We start from the raw sequence: 22,678 nt of genomic DNA on the forward strand, positions 1-22,678 counted from the left end.
GACCTGCGGTTTCGCTGTTGAGGCGATTCTGTGACATGTGACTCCCATTACCATGGGCTGAACACTGACAGGCCCGAAAGGCGGTGCCTCCACGATGGCCACCGGCGTCACAGCCCAGCGCCACAGCGGCGACACGCTCGCCGACCGCCTCAAGGTCGTCCAGGATCTCTGTGATCGTGGCGAGCCTCTTGAGGCGGTCATGCGTGCCGTCGGGCCCGGCGGCCGCGACGCGGCGTTCGACACCGAGGTGCTCAGCGGGCCTCTGGGGTCGCGCATCGACCTCGCGGTCAAGCGCGGCCCGGCCCGGCGCCGCGAGCTGCTCACCCTGATCCGCCCCTACCTGGCCGGCGTGGCCGCGGAGGTCAAGCGCGACCTGCCCGTCGCCCGCCGCGTCATCTGCCACCTGATCGAGCACCGTCCCGACGACGAGCTGGTCGACGGCGAGACGCTGGTCAAGGTCGTCACCGCGGCGGCCGAGCCGTCCAAGCGCATCCGCAAGGGCCTGAGCTGGTACGCCGACCTGCCCTTCCGCGACGAGCTGCCGCCCGGCCTCTACCGGCTGCGCCGCGCCGACATGGTGCCGGTGACCCACATCGACGACATCGTGTGGGTCGACGGCAGGCTGCGCGTCACCGGCTTCGCCTACCTGGCCGGGCTGTCGGTGCGCAGCCGCAGGTTCAACTGGGCGACCGTGGTGCTGCGCGGGCCGCGCTGGCTGCCGCCGATCCGCATGCGCACCAAGCGGGTGCTCGCCCCCGAGGCCACCCACGGCGCGCGCGAGCCCGGCTGCAACTACGACTGGTCCGGCTTCACCGCCGAGCTGAGCCCGTGGCCGCTGCGCTGGCGCGGGGCCGTGCGCGGCATGGTGCACGCCGTGCGGCGGCGGTTGCGCCACCGTCCGGGGGTGCCCGACGCGACGACCTGGCGGGCCGAGATCGTCTTCTGGAGCCGTGGCGCGCGGGCGACCGGCCTGCTGCGCGGCTCTGCCATCGGCCGGCCCGAGCGTCCGGCCGGCCTCAAGCTGAAGCCCGGCTGGTGGGTGCGTCCGGTCTGGACGTCCGACCGCGCGTTGCAGGTCGTGCTCCAGCCCAACAGGGCCGAGCTCACCGGCGTGTCCGTCCAGGACGAACGCCTCGACCTCAAGATCTTCCTGCCCGGCCGCAGCGTGACCAAGGGCCACGCCAGGCTGGGCGGCCACCGCATCGCCGCCGACTTCACGCCGTCCGGCGGCGGCACCGAGGTGTCGATCGGGCTCGCCGTGCCCGCGCTGCTCCAGGAGAAGGACGGCCGGCGGCTGTGGGTCGAGCCCAAGGGCGACCCGGCGGCCTCCGTCATGCTCGCCGACCTGGTCGAGACGCGCACTCCGGTGGGCGACCGGGAGATCACCGTGCTCGGCGACCGGCGCGACCGCGTCGTGGTCTCCGCCCACCGCATCCGCCCGGTGATCACCTCCGCCGTCTGGGAGGGCTCCACGCTGGTCCTGCGCGGCGACTACCCCGACGCGCCCGGCCCCCGGGTGCTGACGTTGCGCCACCGGTCCGGGCTGTCGTACTCGCTGCCCATGGAGCGGTCGGGCGACGACTTCTCCGTCCGGGTGACGCCCTCGTCCATGGACCGCTTCGGCGAGTCCGTGCCGCTGGCCTCGGGCACCTGGAACATGTCCTTCCGGCATCCGTCGGGCGAGATCGTGCCGTTCCGGATGGACCACGCCGCCCTGCCGGGGCTCGACGAGGATCCGCGTACGGTCGACGGCCGGGCGTACCGGATGATCTCCACCCGGTTCGACGTGCCGGTGATCACGGTCGAGGAGGGGCGTCCCAACGACGAGCGGGGCGTGGCCGGCACCCACGTGCTGCGCCGCGTCTTCTACCCGGCCCAGCGCACCGAGCCGCTGCACGGCGCGACCGTCTACGTCGTCAACGACGGCCGGCTCTACGCCGACAGCGTGCGCGCCATCTACGAGGAGCGGCTGCGCAGGGGCGACGACCGCGAGCACATCTGGATCGTCAAGGACGCCGCCTTCGTGCCGCCGGGCGGCGCGCGGGCGGTCCGGGCGGGCAGCCGCGAGCACCACGCCGCGCTGGCCCGCTCCAGTCACATCGTCACCAACTCGTTCCTGCCCGCCTGGTTCCGCGCCCGCGAGGACCAGGTCGTGCTGCAGACCTGGCACGGCACCCCGGCCAAGCGCATCGGCAACGACCAGCCGCACATGGCCCGCGACCCCCGTCCACCGATCTGGTACCGGCAGGCGGCCGAGGTGCGCGGCTGGGACCTGCTGCTGTCGCAGTCGCCGTGGGCCACCACGGTGCTGCGCCGGGCCTTCGGCTACAAGGGCGAGATCCTGGAGAGCGGCCTGCCCAGGAACGACGTGCTCAACTCGCCCGAGCGCGAGGTCAGGGCCGCCGCGGTCCGCGAGCGGCTCGGGCTGGCCGAGGGCAAGCGGGTGGTGCTCTACGCCCCGACCTGGCGCGACTACGACCGCAAGAACGCCATGGTCAAGCTCGACCTGGCCAAGGCCCGCGAGGCCCTGGGCGCCGACCACGAGATCCTGGTACGCGCCCATCCGATGCAGGCCATGCCCGCCGTCCCCGACATCGCCCACGACGTCACGACTTATCCGGACATGGCGGATCTGCTGCTGGTCACCGACGTCCTCGTGACCGACTACTCCTCGGTCATGTTCGACTTCGCCGCCACCGGCCGGCCCATCGTCTTCTACGGCTACGACCTGGCGAAGTACTCCTCCAAGCGGGGGCTCTACCTCGACCTGCCCGAGCAGGCGCCCGGCCCGGTGCTGCCGACGTCGGCCGAGGTGATCGACGCGCTGCGCTCCATCGACGAGGTGGCCGCCGCGTACGCCGACCGCTACGAGGCCTTCCGGGCCACGTACGCGCCCAAGGACGACGGCAAGGCGACGGCCCGCGTGGTCGACCACCTGTTCTCCTGAGGGCGCGGCCTCACAGGTCGATCGGCAGGTCCGACAGCATGAAGGGCTTGCCGGGCGCGTGACCGAGGGGGCGCGGCGCGGCCGGAAGGCGCTCGACGAGCAGGAGGAGCAGCGCCGACAGGGTCGTGGCGCACACGATCTCGCCGGCCTCGATCAGGCGCCGGACGCTCGACAGGTGCACCCACTCGATGCGCTCGGCCTCCCACGGGTCGCTGGGCGGGCCGATGTGGGTGGCCGCGTCGGCCCGGTAGATGTGGTTGAGGCTGTCGGTGAAGCCGTTGGTGGGCTGGACCGACAGCAGCGGGCGCAGCGGCCCCGGACGCCAGCCGGTCTCCTCCTCGACCTCGCGGGCGGCCGCGGCCATCGGCATCTCGCCCTCGTCGACCTGGCCGAGCGGGACCTCCCAGCCCCAGCTGTCGGTGATGAAGCGGTGGCGCCAGATCAGCAACACCCGGTCTGCGTCGTCGGTGACGACCGCGCCCGCGGCCGGCGCGGTGCGGACCAGCCGGTGATCGAGGTGCCGCCCGTCGGGCAACTCCACATCCGCGATCCGGATGTCCAGCCACTGGTCGGCGTAGAGCGACGTCTCGGAGTGGACCTGCCAGCGCATGTGACCAACCCCCTAGCGAAGGCGCGGGTATCAACCCAACGTTACAAGAGACAACGCTGCGTGTGTGGGGCAATCGTGCGGATCGTCGCATCGCCGCAGGCAGCGCGACGCCCAGGGCGAAACTATGGCCTCGGCGTGTCGCACGATATTCGGATATTTGCCTCGATACCGTAGGCGGATCGCGCGGGAGAGCGGGCAAGTCGGCACGATCTGTCCGTGTGGTCTGGTGGAATCTAGTGCTGTGAGTGGTCAGACCTGGCGGTTGGTGCGGCGTGGCAGCGGAGGCCCTGTCGAGCCTCCTGTGCTGGATGAACACCAGCGTGCCGTGGTCGAGCACCGGAGCGGCCCGCTCCTCGTCCTCGCGGGGCCCGGCACGGGCAAGACGACGACGATCGTCGAGAGCGTGGTCGAGCGTATCGAACGGCGCGGGGCCGACCCCGAACGGGTGCTCATCCTCACCTTCAGCCGCAAGGCCGCCGAGGAGCTGCGCCAGCGCGTCACCGGCCGGCTGCGGCGCACCACCCGCTCGCCCCTGGCGCTGACCTTCCACTCCTACGCCTACGCGCTCCTGCGCCGCGAGTCCGTGCTGGAGGGCAAGGCGCCGCCGCGCCTGCTGACCGGCCCCGAGCAGCTTCTGGAGATCCGCCGGCTGCTCCACGGCGAGCTGGAGAACGGCGCGCTCGACTGGCCGCCGTCGCTGCGCGAGGCGCTCAAGACCCGCGGCTTCGCCGAGGAGGTGCGCGACTTCCTGTCCAGGGCCGCCGAGCGCGGCCTCGACGGCGAGCGGCTGGTCGCGCTCGGCCGGCTGCACGGCAGGAGCGACTGGATCGCCACCGGCCGGTTCTACGAGCGCTACCAGGACCGGTTCGACCTCGACCCCGAGGAGACCTACGACTACGCCGAGCTGATCGGGGCCGCCTCGGCGCTGCTGACCAGGCCCGAGGTGCGCGAGCGCGAGCGGGCCGCCCACGACGTGGTGTTCGTCGACGAGTACCAGGACACCGACCCGGCCCAGGAGTACCTGCTCGACCAGCTCGCCGGCGACGGGCGCGACCTCGTCGCGGTGGGCGACCCCGACCAGTCGATCTACGGGTTCCGGGGCGCCGACGTCCAGGGGATCATGAAGTTCCCCGAGCGGTTCAGGACGCTCGACGGGCGCGAGGCGCCGGTGGTGGCGCTGCGCGTGTGCCGCAGGAGCGGGGCCGACCTGCTGGAGGCCTCGCGCCGGGTCGCCGCCCGCCTGCCGATCGCCCCGGCCCCCGACCACGACCAGCGGCACGGCCACCGCGACCTGGTCCCGGCGGCCGGCGCCGAGCCCGGTGACGTGCGCGTCCTGCTGGCCGACAGCACCAGCCAGGAGGCCGCGATCGTCGCCGACACGCTGCGGCGGGCGCACCTGATCGAGGGGGTGCCCTGGCACCGCATGGCGGTGCTGGTGCGCTCGGCCAAGCGCCAGGTGCCGCTGCTGCGGCGGGCGCTGGTCAACGCCGGGGTGCCGACGATGATCGCCGGTGACGAGGTGCCGATCGCCCAGGAGCCGGGCGTGCGGCCGCTGCTCACGATGTTGCGGGTGGCGCTCGATCCGGCGCAGCTCGACGAGGGGGTGGCCGAGGAGCTGCTGACCGGCCCGCTCGGCGGCACGGACATGATCGGCGTACGCCGCCTGCGCCGGGCGCTCAAGATAGCCGAGAACGAGGCGCTCGCGGCCGAGGAGAGGCCGGCCACCGAGAAGGAGCCCGCCGCCGAGGAGAAGCCGGCCGCGGAGGAACCCCTTGCGGAGAAGCCGGCCGCCGAGGAGGACCCGGTCGCGGAGGAGGAGCCGGTCGCCGGGAAGGCCGGGGCGCGGTCGTCCGGCGAGCTGCTGGTGGCGGCGATCCAGGACGCCCGCGAGCTCACCCGCGTCGAGCCGCACGTCGCCCTCCCCGCCGAACGCGTCGCCAAGCTGCTCGCCGCCGCCCGCGAGGCCGCCGCGCAGGAGGGCACCGCCGAAGACCTCCTGTGGGCCGTGTGGCACGCCAGCGGCCTGGGCGGGCGCTGGACCGAGCAGAGCCTGTCCGGCGGCTCCCGCGGCGCGCAGGCCGACCGCGACCTCGACGCGGTGGTGGCGCTGTTCGACCACGCCGCCAAGTTCGTCGACCGCATGCCCAAGGCGGGCCCCGAGGTGTTTCTCGACAACCTGGCCGCCCAGGAGATCCCGGGCGACACGCTGGCCGACCGCGCGCCCGACGGCGACGCGGTGCGGGTGCTGACGGCCCACCGCTCCAAGGGCCTCGAATGGGACATCGTGGTCGTGGCGGGCGTCCAGGAGGGGGTCTGGCCCGACCTGCGGCTGCGCGGGTCGTTGCTGGGCGCCGACGACCTGGTGGAGGTGGTCGAGGGCGCCGAGCCGAGCGCCGCGTCCCTGGCCTCCAAGCTGCTGGCCGAGGAGCGGCGGCTGTTCTACGTCGCGGCCACGCGGGCCAGGCGGCGGCTGGTGGTCACGGCGGTCGGCGGCGAGGACACCGACGAGCGGCCCTCCCGGTTCCTGTCGGAGCTGATGCCAGGCGAGGTCGAGTCAGCCACGGTCGACGACCGGGCGCGCTGGCTGACCATGTCGGCGCTGGTGGCCGACCTCCGCAGCGCGGTGACCGACCCCACCAAACCGGCCAAGGTCCGGCAGCGCGCCGCGCGGCAGCTCGCCCGCCTGGCCGCCGCCGGGGTCCAGGGCGCCCACCCCAACGACTGGTACGCCCTCACCCCCATCACCGACGACCGCCCGCTGAGCTGGCCGGACAACATCGTCAACATCTCCCCGTCCGCGGTCGAGAGCTTCACCAAGTGCGGCCTGCGCTGGCTCCTGGAGACGGCGGTCGGAGCCGCGGGCACCAGCACCGCCCAGGGCCTCGGCAACGTCATCCACGCGCTGGCCATGCTGGCCGCTACCGACCTGCCCGGCGAGGACGCCCTGGGCGACCGGCTCGACCAGGTCTGGAACGAGCTCGACTTCGGCGGCGTCTGGTACAACCGCAAGCAGCGCCAGGTCGCCGAGCAGATGATCGGCAAGTTCCTGCGCTGGCAGAAGGACAACCCGCGCGAGCTGGTCGCCATCGAGGAGTCGTTCGTCGCCACGGTCTCCGAGGGCGTGCAGATCAAGGGCCGGGTCGACCGGGTCGAGCGCGACGACGACGGCCGCGCGGTGATCATCGACCTGAAGACCGGCGGCTCCAAGCCCAGGGCGGGCGAGCTCGACCGCCATCCGCAGCTCGGCGTCTACCAGCTCGCCGCGCTGCTCGGCGCGTTCGCCCGGCACGGCATGACCGAGCCCGGCGGCGCCGCGCTGGTCCAGCTCGGCAAGGCGGCCGGCAAGAACGCCGCCACCGAGCAGCGGCAGGGCGCGCTGGCCGACGACAAGAACCCCGGCTGGGCCGCCGACCTGGTCGACACCGTCGCCACGGGCATGTCGGGCCCGTTCTTCCAGGCCAAGGTGAACGACGGCTGCCGCACGTGCGCGGCGCGGGCGAGCTGCCCGGTCAACGACAACGGGGGCCAGGTGTGCTGAACCCGGTCGAACTGGCCGACAAGCTCGGCATCCTGCCGCCGACGAGCGAGCAGGCCGCGGTCATCGAGGCGCCGCTCGAACCGATGGTCGTCATGGCGGGCGCGGGCTCGGGCAAGAGCGAGACGATGGCCGGGCGGGTGGTCTGGCTGGTGGCCAACGGCCTGGTCAAACCGGAGAACGTGCTGGGGCTGACGTTCACCCGCAAGGCCGCGGCCGAGCTGGCCGTCCGGGTCAGGGAGCGCCTGGCCGGGCTCGCCGAGGCGGGCCTGGTCGCGCCCGGCGCGCTCGACAACGAGCCGACCGTCTCCACCTACCACGCCTACGCCGCCCGCCTGGTCACCGACCACGCCCTGCGCGAGGCGCTCGAACCCACCATGCGCCTGGTCACCCCGGCGGTGTCGTGGCAGCTCGCCTCGCGCGTGGTGGCCCTGTACGACGGGCCGATGGACAAGATCGAGCTGGGCCCGCCCTCGGTCACCGCCGCCCTGCTGGAACTCGCCGGCGAGCTGTCGGAGCACCTGCGCGCGCCCGCCGACGTACGGCGGGTGGGGGAGTGGCTGGAGGCCCGGCTGGCCGCGCTGCCCGGCCGCACGACCGTGGCGCAGCGCAAGCCGGTCGGCGTGCACGCGGCCAGGGAGCAGCTGCTGCCGCTGGTGGAGGCGTACGAACGGCTCAAGCGCCGCCGCGAGGTCATCGACTACGGCGACCAGATGTCGCTGGCCGCCCGGATCGCCGCCAACCACAAGGAAGTGGGCGAGATCGAACGGTCCCGCTACTCCGTGGTCCTGCTCGACGAATACCAGGACACCAGCCACGCCCAGCTCGTCCTGCTGCGCTCGCTCTACGGCGGCGGCCATCCGGTCACCGCCGTCGGCGACCCCTGCCAGTCCATCTACGGCTGGCGCGGCGCCTCGGCGGGCAACCTGCGCCGCTTCCCCCGCGACTTCCGCACCCGCGCCGGCGAGGAGGCGCCGGTCCGCCAGCTCAGCGTCAGCTTCCGCAACGGCGACCGGGTGCTCGACGTCGCCGCCCGCGTCCAGCTCCCGCTGCGCATGGAGGCCCGCGAGGTGCCCGTGCTGGTGCCGGGGCCCAACCGGGTCGACCGGGGCCGCGTCACCTGCGCCTTCCACGAGACCGCCGAGGACGAGGCGAAGTGGATCGCCGACGGCGTGGCCAGGATCCTCGGCCAGGAGACCGCCCCCGACGGCCTGCCCTGGGGCGAGAAGGAACGCAAGAAGACGCTCGCCGTCCAGCCCCAGGACGTCGCGATCCTGGCCCGCAAACGCTCCCAGTTCCCCGCACTGCGCAAGGCGCTGGAGGACCGCGACATCCCGGTCGAGGTGGTCGGGCTGGGCGGCCTGCTGACCGTGCCCGAGGTCAGCGACATCGTGGCGACCCTGCGCGTGCTCTACGACGCCACCGCCGGCGACGCGCTGGCCAGGCTGCTGGCCGGGCCGCGCTGGCGGGTCGGGCCGGCCGACCTGCGGGTGCTGGGGGAGCACGCCAGGGAGCTGGCCCGCGAGCTGAGCGAGAGCCACCGCGCCGACGACCCGCTCGACCAGGTGGTCGCCGACCTGGCCGAGGAGCGCGGCAGCCTGGTCGACGCGCTCGACGAGCTGCCCGACCGGCCCGAGTGGCTGGAGTCGTTCTCGCCGCTGGCCCGCACCCGGCTGGTCGCGCTCGCCCAGGAGCTGCGCAGCCTGCGCGGCCACACCGCCCAGCCGCTGCCCGACCTGGTCACCGAGATCGAACGCCGGCTCGGCCTGGACATCGAGGTGGCCGCCCGCAGCGGCACGGCCGGCGCGTTCGCCGCGCGGGCCGACCTCGACGCCTTCATCGACGCGGCCGCCAGGTTCGCCGGCGACGCCGAGGACCCGACGCTGGGCGCGTTCCTGGCCTACCTCCAGGCCGCCGAGAGCGAGGAGTTCGGGCTGGAGGCGGGCCGGGTCGGCGAGAGCAACAGCGTCAAGCTGATGACCGTCCACGCCTCCAAGGGGCTGGAGTGGCCGATCGTGGTCGTGCCCGGCCTGTCGCAGCTGCTCAGCTCGAAGGGCACGATCGCCACGGGCAGCGTGTTCCCGGCCACGCCGGTGATGAACAGCCGCTGGACCGACAATCCGCGCAAGCTGCCCTACCCGCTGCGCGGCGACGCCGCCGACCTGCCCCGGCTGGGCGGGCTGAGCAAGGAGGAGCTGGCCGCCTTCGACGAGCAGTGCCGGGAGCGCGACCTGATGGAGGAGCGGCGGCTGGCGTACGTCGCCGTCACCCGGGCCCACTACCACCTCATCGCCTCCGGCTACCGCTGGGGCAGCGCCACCAAGCCGCTGGAGCCGTCGGAGTTCCTGCTGGAGATCCGCGACACGGCCGACCGGGTGTCCTACTGGGCCGGCGACCTCGCCGAGGGCGCGACGAACCCGCTGCTCGCCGAGCCGGCCGAGGCCGTCTGGCCGGTCACCCCCGAGGGCCTGCGCTACGAGTCGGTGCTCGACGGCGCCCGGCTGGTCGAGGACGCCCTGGCCGGCAACCTGGCCGACGAGGACGACGAGCCGCTGCGCCCGTTCGAGGAGGAGCGCCTGCGCGCCTGGGAGCGCGACACCGACCTGCTGCTGCGCGAGCGCGAGCTGAACCGGCGCAGACCGGCGACCGTCGTCGAGCTGCCGGCCAAGCTGACCGTATCGTCGCTGGTCACGCTGGCCACCGACCCGGCCGAGCTGGCCCGCAGGATCCGCCGTCCGGTGCCGCGCAAGCCCGCGCCGCTGGCCCGCCGGGGCACGTCGTTCCACAAGTGGCTGGAGAGCCGGTGGGACCAGCAGCGGCTGATCGACGACTTCGACCTCGACCCGCTGGAGGAGCTGGAGGAGGCCGACGTGCGGCTGGCCGAGCTGCAGGAGCGGTTCGAGGAGAGCGAGTGGGCCGACCGGCGGCCGGTCGACCTGGAGGTGCCGTTCGAGACCATGATCACCGACCGGCTCGTGCGCGGGCGGATGGACGCCGTCTTCGAGCTGCCCGACGGCGGCTACGAGGTGGTCGACTGGAAGACCGGCGTCCCGCCCAGGGGGAAGGCGGCCCGCACGGCCTCGGTGCAGCTCGCCGCGTACCGGCTGGCCTGGTCCCATCTGGCCGGGGTGCCGCTGGAGAAGGTGAGCGCGGCCTTCCACTACGTCCGGGCCAACAAGACCGTGCGGCCGGTCAACCTGCTCGACGCCGACGGGCTGGTCGCGCTCGTCGAGGCGGTGCCGGCGTCAGAGTCCTAGGTGGTGGAAGGCGGGGCGGGGGTGCATGAGGAAGTCGTGGTGGGAGATGTTCCAGGCGTAGGCGCCGGCCATGCCGAACACCACCCGGTCCCCTGCCCGCACCGAGGTCACCACGTTCCGGGCGAAGACGTCCTTGGGGGTGCACAGCTGGCCCGTGAACGTCACGGGCTCCCCGGCGACCCCTGGCCCGCCGCCGGTGGGCAGGACCGTGAACGGCTGGTCGTGGCCCTTGGCCACCGGCGTGCGCAGGTGGTGCGTCCCGCCCAGGACGATCGCGTACGCCCGGCCGCGCACCCGCTTCACGTCCACGACCTCGGTGACGTAGTGGCCGCAGTAGGCGGTGAGCGACCTGCCCGGCTCGACCCGCAGCCGCCGCCCGCCCCGCAGCGCGGCCAGGCCGGTGCCGTAGGCCGCCCAGTCGAAGCGTTCGCCCGACGTGTACGACACCGCCATGCCCCCGCCCAGGTTGACCTCCCGGTGCCCTGTCCTCAGCAGGGCCCCCGCCAGCCGGAGCAGCTGGGCGGCGTCCAGGCCGCTGGCCAGGTGGGCGTGCAGGCCGCGCAGCCGTACGCGGCGGGTGAACAGCGGCAGGCACTCGGCCAGCCCCGCCTCGTCCATGCCGAAGGGGCCGTCCATCGTGAGCGCGGCCCCCTCGACCGGCAGGTCCGGGTTGGCCCGCAGCAGCACGTCCGCCTCCAGCCCGGTCGCGAGCAGGCGGCGCAGCTCGTACGGCGACTCCACGTGCAGGCGATGGTGCGGCAGGCGCAGCTCGGCGTCGGTCTTGCCGGGCCCGCCGAGCGCCAGCCGCGCGCCCGGGAACAGCGCGGAGACGTGCGCGTGCTCGCCCGCCGACGACACCTCGAACCCGTCCACGTGCCGGGCCAGCACCCGCAGCAGCTCGGCGTCGGGGTTGGCCTTGACCGCGTAGTACAGCTCGACCTCGCCCAGCGCCGCGCGCACCGACGCGGCGTGCTCGTCGAGCGCGGGCAGGTCGTAGAGGTAGGCGGGCAAGGCCGGCAGCCGCGCGGCGGCCTCCAGCACCCGGTTCGCGGGCTCGCGCTCCAGCGCGGGGGCCGGTTCGCGCTTCTGGACGCCGCTCATGCGAGCGGGTTCGCGATCGGGACGTAACCGGCGTCGCGGTCGGCCGCCCTGGCCCACCGCACGCGCAGGTTCGCCTTGGCGGGCAGCGGCGCCCCGGCCAGCAGGTCGCGCAGCGGGAGCGGCTGCCCGAGCTCGGCGGCCTGGCGGGCGAGCAGGTCGCGGGCGGCCCGCCACAACGCGCGCAGCAGCTCGTCGTCGGGGCCCGCCAGGGTGGCGGCGATCTCGGTGAGGTGGTTGACGAACAGACAGTAGACGACGCGGGCCCAGCCGCGCGCCGGGTCGTGGGTGAGCGCGGCGGCCACGGCCGGGTGCAGCCCGCCCAGGTCGTGGCGGCCCGCGACGAGCTTGACGCCCTCCAGGTCGCGGAAGATCGCCTGGACGGGCCGGCCGGCGGCGTCCAGGCCGACGAGCACGTTCTGCAGGTGGGGTTCCAGGACGACGCCGTGGCTGACGTACAGGTCCACGACCGGCAGCGCGACCGCCGACACGTACGCCGTCCACCAGGCCAGAGGGTCGGCCGGGGCGGCGTCCAGGGCGAGGGCGGCGGCGAGGACCGGGGTGACGCCGGGGTCGCAGGCCGTCCACGGGCTCGCCCGGACGATCACGCCCAGGCCCTCGCGCTGCCCGAGTGCCGTGCGGTAGCCCGGTTCGGGCAGCCAGCGGACGGCCGGGTGCCGGGCCGCGACCTCGGCGATCAGCGGGGCCAGCCGGGAGGTGAGCTCGACCGCCCCGGCCAGCTCGTACCAGGCGTTCTTGCGCACGCAGTTCGTGATCCGCACGTCCAGGGAGAACTTCAGGCACACCTCGGCGTCCGGCACGTACACGGTCCGCACCGACGAGGTCGGCACCGCGAGCGGCCCCGGCCCGAGATCAGCCAGCTCGGCGCCGAGAGCGGGACGCAGCAGGGCGAGCTGCCACGGATGGGCGGGCAGCAGCCGGTGTCCGGCGGGCGCCGGGCCGAGCGCGTCCAGGGCCGTCAGGTCGCCCTCCTCGGCCAGCGCGTCGTCGCGTACCGCGAGCAGCCGCAGCGGGAAGGCGGCATGGGCCTCGGGGGCGTAGCGCAGCCAGTCGGCGCCGTCGCGGGCTTTGGGGGTGGGGTGGAACGGGTGCCCGTACACGAGCGCCTGCTCCGAGGCCAGCCAGGGGTCGGCGGGCGGCTCGGCCCGCGCCCTGGCCGCCAGGATCGCCGCGATGGCGTCCCTGCTGGCGGCCACCTGGCCGGCGAACTCGCCGTTGGGCTCGACGTCGAGGTGCGCCGCTCCCCTGCCTGGGGGCGCGGGCTCGTCCGGCCGGTCGGCCAGGTCGGTTTCGGCCAGCCGGACCAGCTCGGCGACCGTCAGCGGCTGCCAGGAGCCGCCCTCCAGGCGTTCCGGTGGCCCGTCGAGGCGCAGCGCGGCCCCGCCGTGCGTACGGGCGCGCAGCAGCGTCCCGGCCACCCGCAGCAGCACGTACGGCGGCGCCGGCCAGACCAGCCCCCTGGGCCCGGCCACCTCGCGCACGCAGCACCGCAGCAGGGCCGCCAGCGTCGCCTCCTCGGCCGGCGCCCCGATGGCCAGGACGTTCATTCACGCTCTCCTCAGGTAGTTGGGCCCGGTGATGCCGTAGAACTTGTTCACGTCCCGCGCCCCGGACCGTTCCTTGGCCACGAGCGTCCCGGCGGTGACCATGGACTTGCCGGTGAGCCTGGCCGCGTCGAGCGTCCTGGCGCGCAGCAGCCGGGCCATGGGGTGGTCGCCGTGCTCGTCGAGCGCCTCGGCCAGCGTGCCGCGCACCAGGGCCGCCGCCCGCGCCGGCGGCAGCACGGCGAACGCCACCGCCGCGGCGGCCAGGTGCAGCGTGATCGTGACGAACACGTCGGCCAGCGCGTGCGGGTCGTCGGTGAGCATGCGCCCGTCGGAGAAGGCCGGCACGTCGATCCCGGCGGCCGCCAGCCGCGACGGCGAGGCCAGCAGGCCGTCGTTGTCCTTGACCAGCAGCCGCAGGTCGCCGTCCCGCAGGACGAGGGCCAGGTTCTGCTGGTGGGCCTCCAGCGCGACGCCGTACCGGACGAACAGCCGCACGTTCCAGCGCAGCAGCAGGCGCAGGTAGCGGGGCAGCACGTCCGGGCCGAGGCCGTCCAGCACCCCGGGCGCCGCCAGCGCCGCGACCGGGACGATCCGGCCCGCCGGCAGCCGCCGGACCATCCACGCCAGGTACTCGTGGCCCGCGTGCGCGTAGGTCTGCTCGTCGGCCAGCAGCACGCCGGGATCGGCGAGCCGGCGCAGCAGCAGCTCGGCCCGCGCGCCGTCCTCCAGGGTGCCCGCCCTGATAGAGCGCCGGTTGCGCACGCCGAGCGTGCTCACCGGCAGCGGCAGCTTGAGGTGCGTACGCGGCCCCACCTCGACGGTCCGCATGGACAGGGTGGGCCGTACGGTGACCGCCTCCTCGTCCAGCACCCGGACCCCGTCGATCTTCCGCACCTCGCCCACGGCCATCGGGTGCACCGGGAACAGCACGCCGTGGCCCGCCGGCCGCGGCACGTCCGCGGGAAGCTCCGTGGCCGCGTGCGGGACGAGCGCCCACCGCAGCGCGAACGAGGGCGCGAACTCCGGCGCGTACGCCAGCAGGTCGCGGTCCGAGGCGCCGATCCTGGCCCGCGAGGTGGGGTAGAGAGGATGGTCGGCGAAGGCCGCCAGCGACTCGTACGACGGCCCGCGCCGCAGCACCTCCTCGGCGTGCGCGTCGTGCAGCTCCAGCGCGGACAGGGCGGTCAGGCACTCGTCGAAGAAGGCCGCCACCCCTTCGGCGTCGGCCGCGTCGGACACCTCCACGAGCGTCTCCAGCACCTGCTCCAGGCCCAGCCGCTCGTCCGGCGCCACCACGAAGTCCTGGAACGGCGAACCGGGGACCATCCGGACCCACCGCCCGTCGGCCAGCAGCAGCCCGGCCCCGGACCTGGTCCGGTCGAGCCGGGCGGCCAGCCCGCCGTAGTCCTCGCGGACCAGCGTGTCCAGCACCCGGGCGGCCAGGTACGCCTCCCGCGACCTCACCCGACCACCCACGGCCGGGCCGCCCGGTACCGCTCGACGGCGGCGTCCACGCGGGCCCGGTCCGGTCCCACGGCCCGGATGACGCCCAGGTAGTCCCGGTTCGTATGGGTCAGCTCTATGACGTCCCCGACGGCCCGCAGCGGCCGGTGCCACAGCCGTACGCCGCCGTCCTCGACGTCCTCTTCCGGCGGCCCGTCCTTGACGACGCCCGGCCGGTCGGCGACCACGCTGACCGCGCAGCCGTGCCGGGACGCCGGCGGCGGCTCGGGCGCCGGCTCCCCGAGATGGGTGCGCAGGATCCACTCGAACAGCGGCACGCCCAGCACGTCGGCCAGCAGGAAGTCGCAGTGGTCGCCGATCGCCCGGTAGTTCACCTCGACGATCCGCGGGCCGTCGGGCGTCAGGACGTACTCGGTGTGGCAGGCGCCGAAGCCCGCCCCGAGGGCGCGCAGCGCGGCCAGCACGTGGGCGTCGGCGGCGGGCGCCCAGTCGAGCCGCTCCTCCACGAAGTGCGGCAGCGGGCCCAGCGTGGTCGCGAAGCCGCCCAGCACCCGCGTCGCGGCGCCGTCCCCGAGGGTCTCCAGGGTCCGCAGCGGCCCTTCGAGGTACTCCTCCACGACCAGCGTCTCGCCCGGACGCCGCCGCCTGGCCGCGGCCACGGCCCGGGGAAGGTCGTCCTCGACCAGCACGACGTCCTCGCTGGCCACCCCCTCGCGGGGTTTCAGCACCACGGGCCGGGGCAGTCGCTCGGGCACCGGATCGGCGGGCGCGAGCCGCAGCGAACGCACCGTCTCGACGCCGGCCGCCGCGAGCCCGCGTCGCATCAGGAACTTGTTCTTGGCGGCCAGACAGGCCCGCCAGTCCTTGCCGGGAAGTCCGAAGTACGACGCCGCGAGGGCGGTCTCCGCCTGGAGGTGGTCGGAGTTGGAGAAGATCGCGTCGGGCCGGCCCAGGTGCTCGATCGCGTCGATCAGGGCGCGCGGGTCGCGTACGTCGCAACGCACCGAGCCGGGATGCCGCTCCGGCCGGTCGGTCAGGACGGTGACCTCGCACCCGAGGGCCCGCGCCGCGGGCAGGAAGCCGTACGTCACCGAGTCCGTCGGCTTGAGCGCGGTCAGGTAGAGCCGCAACGCGAAGGCACCCCCGAAAGGATCAGGTAAGGCTAACCTAACTCGATGATCCTAGCCTGCGGATGATCGTTCCGGGGCCCGCACACCCTAATCGGCGGCTAACTGCGAGGTCATAGGATGACAAGCGACTTGGGGAGGGGCGGCCAGTGGAAAAGACCGCGGAAGAGCAACTCATCGGCCCACTGCTCCTGGCACGGGGGACCATCGACAGATCGTCGGCGCTGCGTGCCGACGACAGATGGCTGGAGAAGGCGTGGGCCGACCCCGGGACCAGGGTGCTGGTGATCGACAACGGCCACACCCTGGTGCGGCGGGCCGGCGACGAGGTGCACGCGGTGCTCTACACCCCCGCGCAGGCGCCGCCGGGCGAGCGTTACCTGCTCGGCGTCGAGGGCGGCACCGCCTACTTCGCGGTGGCCGCGCCGCTGCCCGGCACGCCAGCCGGCGACCTCAACGGCCGGGTGACGATGCCGATGAGTCTGAACGACACGCCTGAGGGCAGTCCGGTGCCGGCGGGTCTGCGCCAGGTGGGCGGCCTGCTCGGCGACCGCGACGCAGGCCTGCTGGTCCACGCGGTGGCGCTGGAGGCCTGGCACGCCACCCACCAGTTCTGCCCCCGTTGCGGCGCCCGTACGGCGGTGCAGGCCGGCGGTCACGTCCGGGTGTGCCCGCAGGACGCGAGCCAGCACTTCCCGCGCGTCGACCCCGCGGTCATCATGCTGATCAGGGACGAGGACGACCGCTGCCTGCTGGCCCGCGGCCCCCAGTGGCCCGAGGGGCGCCTGTCGATCCTGGCGGGCTTCGTGGAGCCGGGCGAGTCCCTGGAGTACGCGGTGGTCCGCGAGGTCGCCGAAGAGGTCGGCGTCCACGTCGTCAACCCGCGTTACCTGGGCAGCCAGCCCTGGCCGTTCCCGCGCAGCCTCATGCTCGGCTTCTTCGCCGACGCCACCACGACCGCGCTGACCCCCGACGCCGACGAGATCGCCGAGGCGCGCTGGTTCACCCGCGACGAGCTCGTGGCCGCGCTCCGGTCGGGCGAGGTGCGCCTGCCTCCCCCGGTGTCGATAGCCCGCCGCCTGATCGAGACGTGGTACGGCGGCGAGCTCGTCGGCGACTGGTGATCAGGCCCCGAGCAGGGCCTTGACCTCCCGGGCGGAGGGGTTGGTCCGGACGATCCGGCCGTGGTCGGTCTCGATCACCACGGTCGGCACGGTCTGGTTGCCGTTGTTGACGCTCATGACGAATTCGGCGGCGGCCGGGTCGCGCTCGATGTCGACCTCCTTGAAGGCGATGCCTTCGCGGGCGAGTTGAGACTTCAGCCGCTTGCAGGGGCCGCACCAGGTAGTGCTGTAGACGGTGAGCGCCATGTCGGGTTGTCCCTCCAAGGTCAGGAAATCAGGCGCTCGGTGCAACAACGCGGAGGCGCCCGCTTAATCCCTGCCCGGGGCTGGCTAGCCGATGCGCTCGGCGATCCAGGCCTGCACCCGCTCGGCCACGCCGGGTTCCCGGTACAGGGGAGCGCTGTGGTTGGTGCCGGGCGCCGTCATGATCGTCATCGGCACGCCCACCTGGCCGAGCATCTGCTTGAGCAGCTGGCTCTGCGTCGGCGGCACGAACTCGTCCTCGGAGTGCACCGTGAGCATCGGGGCGTCCTTGGCGCTGGCGTGCCAGGCCACCTCCATGCTCGCCCACACGCGCGAGCACTTCCCCTTGGGCTCGCAGCCGCCGGCCAGCCGGATCGCGGCCTCGCGCAGCTTGCGCTTGTCGGGGTTCGCGGTCTTCTCGCCGTCGGCGTACGCGCGCAGCGGCGAGATGATCGGCGACAGCCCGACCACGCCCTTCAGCCCGGCGATGCCGTTGCCGTAGGTGCCGACCGAGGCGGCGATGTGCCCGCCCGCCGAGAAGCCGACGACGACGTACTTGCTCGGGTCGAAGGCCCAGCGGTCGGCGTGCTTGCGGGCCAGGGCGATGGCGGCCAGCGCGTCGGTGCGCTGCGCCGGCCAGGCGGCCTCGCCGGAGAGGCGGTAGTTCAGGTTGAAGACCGTGTACCCGAGGTCGGCGTAGCTGCGGGTGATCTCCTTCATGTACTTCTTGTCGCCGCCGGACCACCAGCCGCCGTGGATCAGGAAGACGCCGGGGCGCTTCTGGCCGTCGGGCGTCCACCACACGTCCATGTCCTGGTGACGCTGGGAACCGTAGGAAAGGGTCTCCGTGGCCAGCCCGCCGAGGCCGTCGGGGTCTGTGGGATTGGTCACCACGGGGACGGGCGGCTCGGCCGCGAACGCGACGGCAGGTGTGAGCGCCACGGCAGCGAGCGCCAGCGCGCCCGCGAAAACCGCTGTTCGCACGGCCTTCCTTTCCCCCATGCGGCATGGTCGGCCCCATTGTGGGGGAAGCAACCATTCCTTTGCATCTCGGTGACTATGAACATACGTCGGGCCGCATGTTGCCAGAATAAAGTGCTTCGGCGCCACTTGCGGGGAGGAAGATCGGGTGAACAGCGTGGATGACGTCCTCAGCGGCCTCGACCCGGAACAGCGGGAGGTCGCCGAGGCGGTGCGCGGCCCGGTGTGCGTGCTCGCCGGGGCCGGCACGGGCAAGACCAGGGCGATCACCCATCGCATCGCCCACGCCGTGCGCAGCGGGGTGGTCGACGCGCCCAGCGTGCTCGCGGTGACGTTCACCACCCGGGCGGCGGGGGAGTTGCGGCAGCGGCTGCGGGCGCTGGGGGCGCCGGGCGTCCAGGCCCGTACGTTCCACGCGGCCGCCCTGCGCCAGCTCACCTACTTCTGGCCGCGGGTGATCGGCGGCGAGGCCCCTTCGGTCATCGAGTCGAAGTTGCCGGTGCTGGTCGAAGCCTGCCGCCAGATCCGGAAAAATCCCGACCGGTCCGAGCTGCGGGACATCGCGGCCGAGGTCGAATGGGCCAAGGTCTCCCAGATCGGCCCCGAAGACTACGTGGCCGCCGCCGCCAAGCACCACCGCACGCCGCCCGGCTCGCCGGAGGAGGTGGCCCGGCTCTACGAGTCGTACGAGCGCATCCGCCGCGAACGCCACCTGGTCGACTTCGAGACCATCCTCGAACTGACCGCGGCCGTGATGACCGAGCACCAGGAGGTCGCGGCCCAGATCCGCCAGCAGTACCGCTACTTCGTCGTGGACGAGTTCCAGGACGTCAACCCGCTCCAGAAACTCCTGCTCGACACCTGGCTCGGCGGCCGCGACGACATCTGCGTGGTCGGCGACCCCAACCAGACCATCTATTCGTTCACCGGCGCCAGCCCCCGCTACCTCACCAACTTCGCCGTCGAGCACCCGAAGGCCGCCGTCATCAGGCTGGTCCGCGACTACCGTTCCACCCCGCAGGTCGTGAACCTGGCCAACCTGGTCATCGCCAAGTCCAGGACCCCCAACCGCCTCGAACTCATCGCCCAGCGCCCCGACGGCCCCAAACCGGTCTTCTCCGACTACGACGACGAGCCCGCCGAGGCCGCCGGCGTCGCGCGGGCCATCAGGAAGCTGCTGGACAAGGGGGTGCCCTCGCGCGAGATCGCTGTGCTGTTCCGGGTCAACTCCCAGTCGGAGTCCTACGAGGAGGCCCTGTCCAAGGCCGAGATCCCGTACGTGCTGCGCGGCGCCGAGCGGTTCTTCGAGCGTCCCGAGGTGCGGCAGGCGGTCGTGCTGCTGCGCGGCGCCGCGCGGTCGGCCGCGGGCGAGCCGCTGGCCTCTGAAGTGCACCACATCCTGACCGGGGTCGGCCTGACCCCTTCCCCGCCCGGCGGCGGCAAGGCCAGGGAGAAGTGGGAGTCGCTGAAGGCGCTGGCCGACCTGGCCGAGGACATGGCCGCCGAGGGCGCCGACCTGCCCGCGTACGTCGCCGAGCTGGAACGCCGCGCCTCCGAGCAGCACGCGCCGCCGGTGGAGGGTGTCACGCTCGCCTCGTTGCACGCCGCCAAGGGCCTGGAGTGGGACGCGGTCTTCCTGGTCGGCCTCACCGACGGCATGCTGCCGATCATCTACGCCGAGACCCCCGAGCAGATCGAGGAGGAACGGCGGCTGCTCTACGTCGGCGTCACCCGCGCCCGCGAGCACCTGTCGCTGTCCTGGGCGCTGGCCCGCGCGCCCGGCGGGCGCAAGAGCCGCCGTCCCTCCCGCTTCCTCGACGGGCTCACCGGCCGCGCCTCGACGCCGCCCCGCATGACGACCCCGGCGGGCGAACGCCGCACGGTCGCCGCGCCGGTGAGCTGCCGGGTGTGCGCCAAGACGCTGGTGGCCGCCGCCGAGCAGAAGCTCGGCCGCTGCGCGACCTGCCCGGCCGACTACGACGAGGCCCTGCTCGAACGCCTCAAGGTCTGGCGCACGGCCACCGCCAAGGAGGCCAAGATCCCGCCGTACGTGGTCTTCACCGACGTCACCCTCCAGGCCATCGCCGAACGCGCGCCGGCCACCGAGCAGGAGCTGCTGTCGATCGCCGGCATCGGCCGGGTCAAGGTCGACCGCTACGGCGAGGCCGTCCTCGGCCTGTGCCGCGGGTGAGATCCCTCACGTACGGCCGGCCCCCTCGCGCGTGAGTCCCTTCCCCACCGGGCGAAACGGCAGGACGGGCGCATCCCGGCAAGGCAGGGCGGGTTTGGGGGAACAGGCGTGGCACGTCAGACTTGTCCGTGGAATGTTCGTCCGTGAGGGGGCCCTGTGAACGAGGCGCTGAAGGAGCTGCTCGACCTGCTCGACCTTGAGCAGATCGAGCTGGACATCTTCCGGGGCAGAAGCCCGGAGGAGCGCATCCAGCGCGTCTTCGGCGGCCAGGTGGCCGCGCAGGCCCTCGTGGCGGCCGGCCGCACGGTTCCCAAGGACCGGCACGTCCACTCGTTGCACGCCTACTTCATCAGGCCGGGCGACCCGTCCATCCCCATCGTCTACAACGTCGAGCGCCTGCGCGACGGCCGGTCGTTCACCACCCGCCGGATCGTCGCCGTCCAGCACGGCAAGGCGATCTTCACGATGTCGGCCTCGTTCCACATCTTCGAGGAGGGCGTGGAGCACCAGGCGTCGGTGGCGCCGGTCGTGCCCGCCCCCGAGACGCTGCCGACGTTCCAGAACAGGATGTCGGAGGTGCTGGGCGACCACCCCGAGCTGCGGGAGTGGCTCTCGCGCCCGCGCCCCGTGGACGCCCGCTACGTCTCTCCCCTGACGTGGGAGGCGCACCTGAACCCCGAGCTGCGCAGCGCCCAGACCAACGTGTGGTTCCGCTACGACGCCGACCTGCCCGACGACCCGCTGCTGCACGTCGTGCTGGCCGCGTACGCCTCGGACTTCACGCTCGTGGACACGATCCTGCTGGCCCACGGGATGGCCTGGGGAGCCTCGAACGTGATCGGCGCGTCCCTGGACCACGCGATGTGGTTCCACCGCCCGTTCCGCGCCGACGACTGGCTTCTGTACGCCCAGGAGGCCCCCTGGTCGGCGGGCGCTCGGGGGCTCGCGCGCGGCGAGATGTTCACCGCGTCGGGCGAGCTCGTGGTCTCCGTCGTCCAGGAGGCGATGATCCGCGTGGCGAAGTAGTCGGTTCGCAGCACGTTGTGACACCGTGGTTGTGTCACAAAATCGCAGGTAGAAAATATGTTGCCCCTTCCCGGCTTCCCGGTTTAGGGTCATGGACAAGCGAGTCGGACACTCCTGTTTCCGACGATCTGATGAGTGGAGGTGAGCCCCGGTGATGAGCATCCAGATGTCGGCCACGCAGTGGCTCGCTTCCGCGTGCCGTGACTCGGTGAGGCTCGCCGATGGGCCGGCCAAGCTGCGGCAGGAGAAGTCTGCCCGTATCCAGGCCCCCGCCGTCCGTGCGAGGGCTCACGCGGGTGTCGCCGCTCCGCAAGGCGTTCCTGTCTATGGCGCAGGTATCGCTGCCCCGACCAACCAGCTCACCAAGGGTGGACTGTGCGGTCCGCAACCCTGGAGGGATGCTCCGGTCATAACCTGACCGGCACATAGCAGCCCCCAGGCCGCGGATCCGTACACAGGATCCGCGGCCTCTTTGTTTTTCCGCGATCCCCGACCACCTCCGAGGTGCCCGACAAGATCAAAAAGCTCGATCAAAAGGAGAAGCAGATGGGGGCCAAGACGATCATGGACCTGATCGACGAAGCCAAGATCCCCTGTCGTACCGACCCTGACCTGTGGTTCGCAGAGTCACCCGAGGACGTCGAGTTCGCCAAGGCTCTCTGCAGCGGCTGCCCGATCCAGCAGGCCTGCCTGGCCCGCGCGCTGGAGCGCGAGGAGCCCTGGGGAGTCTGGGGCGGCGAACTGATCCTCAGGGGAACGGTTGTTCCCCGCAAGCGTCCGCGCGGGCGTCCCCGCAAGCACCCGGTCGCTGCCTGACCATCCACCAGCCCGACGAGCGAGAGAGAACAAGAACACCGATGAGCACTTCTTCCACCAGGAGCCTGGCCGTGCCGTATCTGTTTCATGACTTGGTCAACGACCGAATACAAACTCTCCACCGCGAAGCGGAGGAGCAGCGTCTCATCCTGCGCGTAAGCCGCGTACAGCGGGCGCGACGCGAGGTCAAGCGGGCCAACGACCGCTTGCGGAAGGCGCTGAGCCGGCAGGTGTGATCAAGGAGGTCCTGCCGCCGGCGCAGGATCTCCTGATCCCCACCTGCATCTGAAGAGCCGGGCGCACCCAGCGCCCGGCTCTTTCCATGCCCAGACTTCTGCGCTCTGTGGGGCGAGATGCGGGACGTCTGCCGCCCAGCTCGGTGAGCTGCGGGTCGCCTGCGTTCTGTCCGGTGTGTCGCGGGAATCTCTGCGACCAGGTGAGCTGCGGGACGTCCGCGTTGAGCGCGGTGGGTTGCGGGACCTCTGCGCTCTGCCGGATGAGTTGCGGGACCTCTGCGCTCTGCCGGATGAGTTGCGGTCCGGTCGCTTCGGGGCGCGGCGCAGCCTGCAGCCGGGGGCCTTGGCCTGTCTGTCTCTTCCTGTGATTCGCGATCCGGATCTCGGGTGGTCTTCTTGCGGCGGCCAGGGAGCTGGCCTTCCATGCATTTGTCTTCGGTGCCTGGCTCTTTTCG

15 protein-coding genes are annotated in these 22,678 nt (G+C 72.9%); 8 read left to right on the top strand and 7 right to left on the bottom strand.

Features of this window, described 5'->3' with window-relative positions; translation table 11 throughout:
* Window positions 1-94 precede the first annotated feature (94 nt).
* Entirely contained in the window at window positions 95-2,947 is a 2,853-nt protein-coding gene (locus tag AB0J76_RS39565) for a CDP-glycerol glycerophosphotransferase family protein (protein WP_352319292.1), read from the top strand.
* Window positions 2,948-2,957: 10 nt separating this feature from the next.
* On the opposite strand, the gene AB0J76_RS39570 is transcribed toward AB0J76_RS39565, so the two are convergent.
* Window positions 2,958-3,557, bottom strand: a complete 600-nt coding sequence (locus AB0J76_RS39570; RefSeq protein WP_352319294.1) for an NUDIX domain-containing protein — start codon at window positions 3,555-3,557, stop codon at window positions 2,958-2,960.
* Between the two features lie 301 nt (window positions 3,558-3,858).
* Here AB0J76_RS39570 and AB0J76_RS39575 point away from each other — a divergent pair, with 301 nt between their 5' ends.
* Both AB0J76_RS39575 and AB0J76_RS39580 read left to right on the top strand, forming a co-directional pair.
* Window positions 3,859-7,095 carry an ATP-dependent DNA helicase gene (locus AB0J76_RS39575; RefSeq protein WP_352319296.1) on the top strand — a complete coding sequence of 1,079 codons (3,237 nt, stop codon included), beginning with the start codon at window positions 3,859-3,861 and terminating at the stop codon, window positions 7,093-7,095.
* Window positions 7,089-10,349 carry an ATP-dependent DNA helicase gene (locus AB0J76_RS39580; RefSeq protein ID WP_352319297.1) on the top strand — a complete coding sequence of 1,087 codons (3,261 nt, stop codon included), beginning with the start codon at window positions 7,089-7,091 and terminating at the stop codon, window positions 10,347-10,349. Before AB0J76_RS39575 ends, AB0J76_RS39580 begins: the two co-directional genes overlap by 7 nt.
* Here AB0J76_RS39580 and AB0J76_RS39585 read toward each other — a convergent pair.
* Genes AB0J76_RS39585 through AB0J76_RS39600 form a run of 4 tightly spaced genes read right to left on the bottom strand, consistent with a single transcriptional unit; the run spans window position 10,338 to window position 15,609 of the window.
* On the bottom strand, window positions 10,338-11,450 hold the full coding sequence (locus AB0J76_RS39585; RefSeq protein ID WP_352319299.1) for a type III PLP-dependent enzyme: 1,113 nt from the start codon (window positions 11,448-11,450) through the stop codon (window positions 10,338-10,340). The two genes, AB0J76_RS39580 and AB0J76_RS39585, sit on opposite strands and share 12 nt — an antisense overlap.
* Complete coding sequence (locus AB0J76_RS39590) at window positions 11,447-13,015, bottom strand: IucA/IucC family protein (RefSeq protein WP_352319301.1); 1,569 nt, start codon at window positions 13,013-13,015, stop codon at window positions 11,447-11,449. The genes AB0J76_RS39585 and AB0J76_RS39590 overlap by 4 nt, the downstream gene beginning before the upstream one ends.
* On the bottom strand, window positions 13,016-14,479 hold the full coding sequence (locus tag AB0J76_RS39595) for an IucA/IucC family protein (protein ID WP_352319303.1): 1,464 nt from the start codon (window positions 14,477-14,479) through the stop codon (window positions 13,016-13,018).
* Complete coding sequence (locus tag AB0J76_RS39600) at window positions 14,476-15,609, bottom strand: siderophore biosynthesis protein (RefSeq protein ID WP_352319304.1); 1,134 nt, start codon at window positions 15,607-15,609, stop codon at window positions 14,476-14,478. Before AB0J76_RS39600 ends, AB0J76_RS39595 begins: the two co-directional genes overlap by 4 nt.
* A 146-nt stretch (window positions 15,610-15,755) precedes the next feature.
* On the opposite strand from AB0J76_RS39600, the gene nudC reads away from it, so the two are divergent.
* Window positions 15,756-16,730, top strand: a complete 975-nt coding sequence (gene nudC / locus AB0J76_RS39605; RefSeq protein WP_352319306.1) for an NAD(+) diphosphatase — start codon at window positions 15,756-15,758, stop codon at window positions 16,728-16,730.
* Here nudC and AB0J76_RS39610 read toward each other — a convergent pair whose 3' ends face one another.
* Window positions 16,731-16,976: a mycoredoxin gene (locus AB0J76_RS39610; protein WP_352319307.1), complete on the bottom strand. Its 246-nt coding sequence runs from the start codon at window positions 16,974-16,976 to the stop codon at window positions 16,731-16,733.
* An 84-nt stretch (window positions 16,977-17,060) separates the two neighbouring features.
* Window positions 17,061-17,957: an alpha/beta hydrolase gene (locus AB0J76_RS39615; RefSeq protein WP_352319309.1), complete on the bottom strand. Its 897-nt coding sequence runs from the start codon at window positions 17,955-17,957 to the stop codon at window positions 17,061-17,063.
* A gap of 154 nt (window positions 17,958-18,111) precedes the next feature.
* Between AB0J76_RS39615 and AB0J76_RS39620 the strand changes: the two genes are divergently transcribed.
* The 4 genes from AB0J76_RS39620 to AB0J76_RS39635 all read left to right on the top strand — a co-directional run bounded on the left by AB0J76_RS39620 (window position 18,112) and on the right by AB0J76_RS39635 (window position 22,223).
* On the top strand, window positions 18,112-20,145 hold the full coding sequence (locus AB0J76_RS39620; protein WP_352319335.1) for an ATP-dependent DNA helicase UvrD2: 2,034 nt from the start codon (window positions 18,112-18,114) through the stop codon (window positions 20,143-20,145).
* Window positions 20,146-20,301: 156 nt separating this feature from the next.
* Complete coding sequence (locus tag AB0J76_RS39625) at window positions 20,302-21,171, top strand: acyl-CoA thioesterase II (RefSeq protein ID WP_189652464.1); 870 nt, start codon at window positions 20,302-20,304, stop codon at window positions 21,169-21,171.
* Window positions 21,172-21,717: 546 nt separating this feature from the next.
* Window positions 21,718-21,987, top strand: coding sequence for a WhiB family transcriptional regulator (locus tag AB0J76_RS39630; protein ID WP_352319337.1), 270 nt, complete (start codon window positions 21,718-21,720; stop codon window positions 21,985-21,987).
* A 41-nt stretch (window positions 21,988-22,028) separates the two neighbouring features.
* Entirely contained in the window at window positions 22,029-22,223 is a 195-nt protein-coding gene (locus AB0J76_RS39635) for a hypothetical protein (RefSeq protein WP_352319311.1), read from the top strand.
* The last annotated feature ends 455 nt before the right edge of the window (window positions 22,224-22,678 follow it).

The sequence above is a fragment of the Nonomuraea sp. NPDC049624 genome (genome assembly GCF_040675255.1).
Taxonomy (GTDB): domain Bacteria; phylum Actinomycetota; class Actinomycetes; order Streptosporangiales; family Streptosporangiaceae; genus Nonomuraea.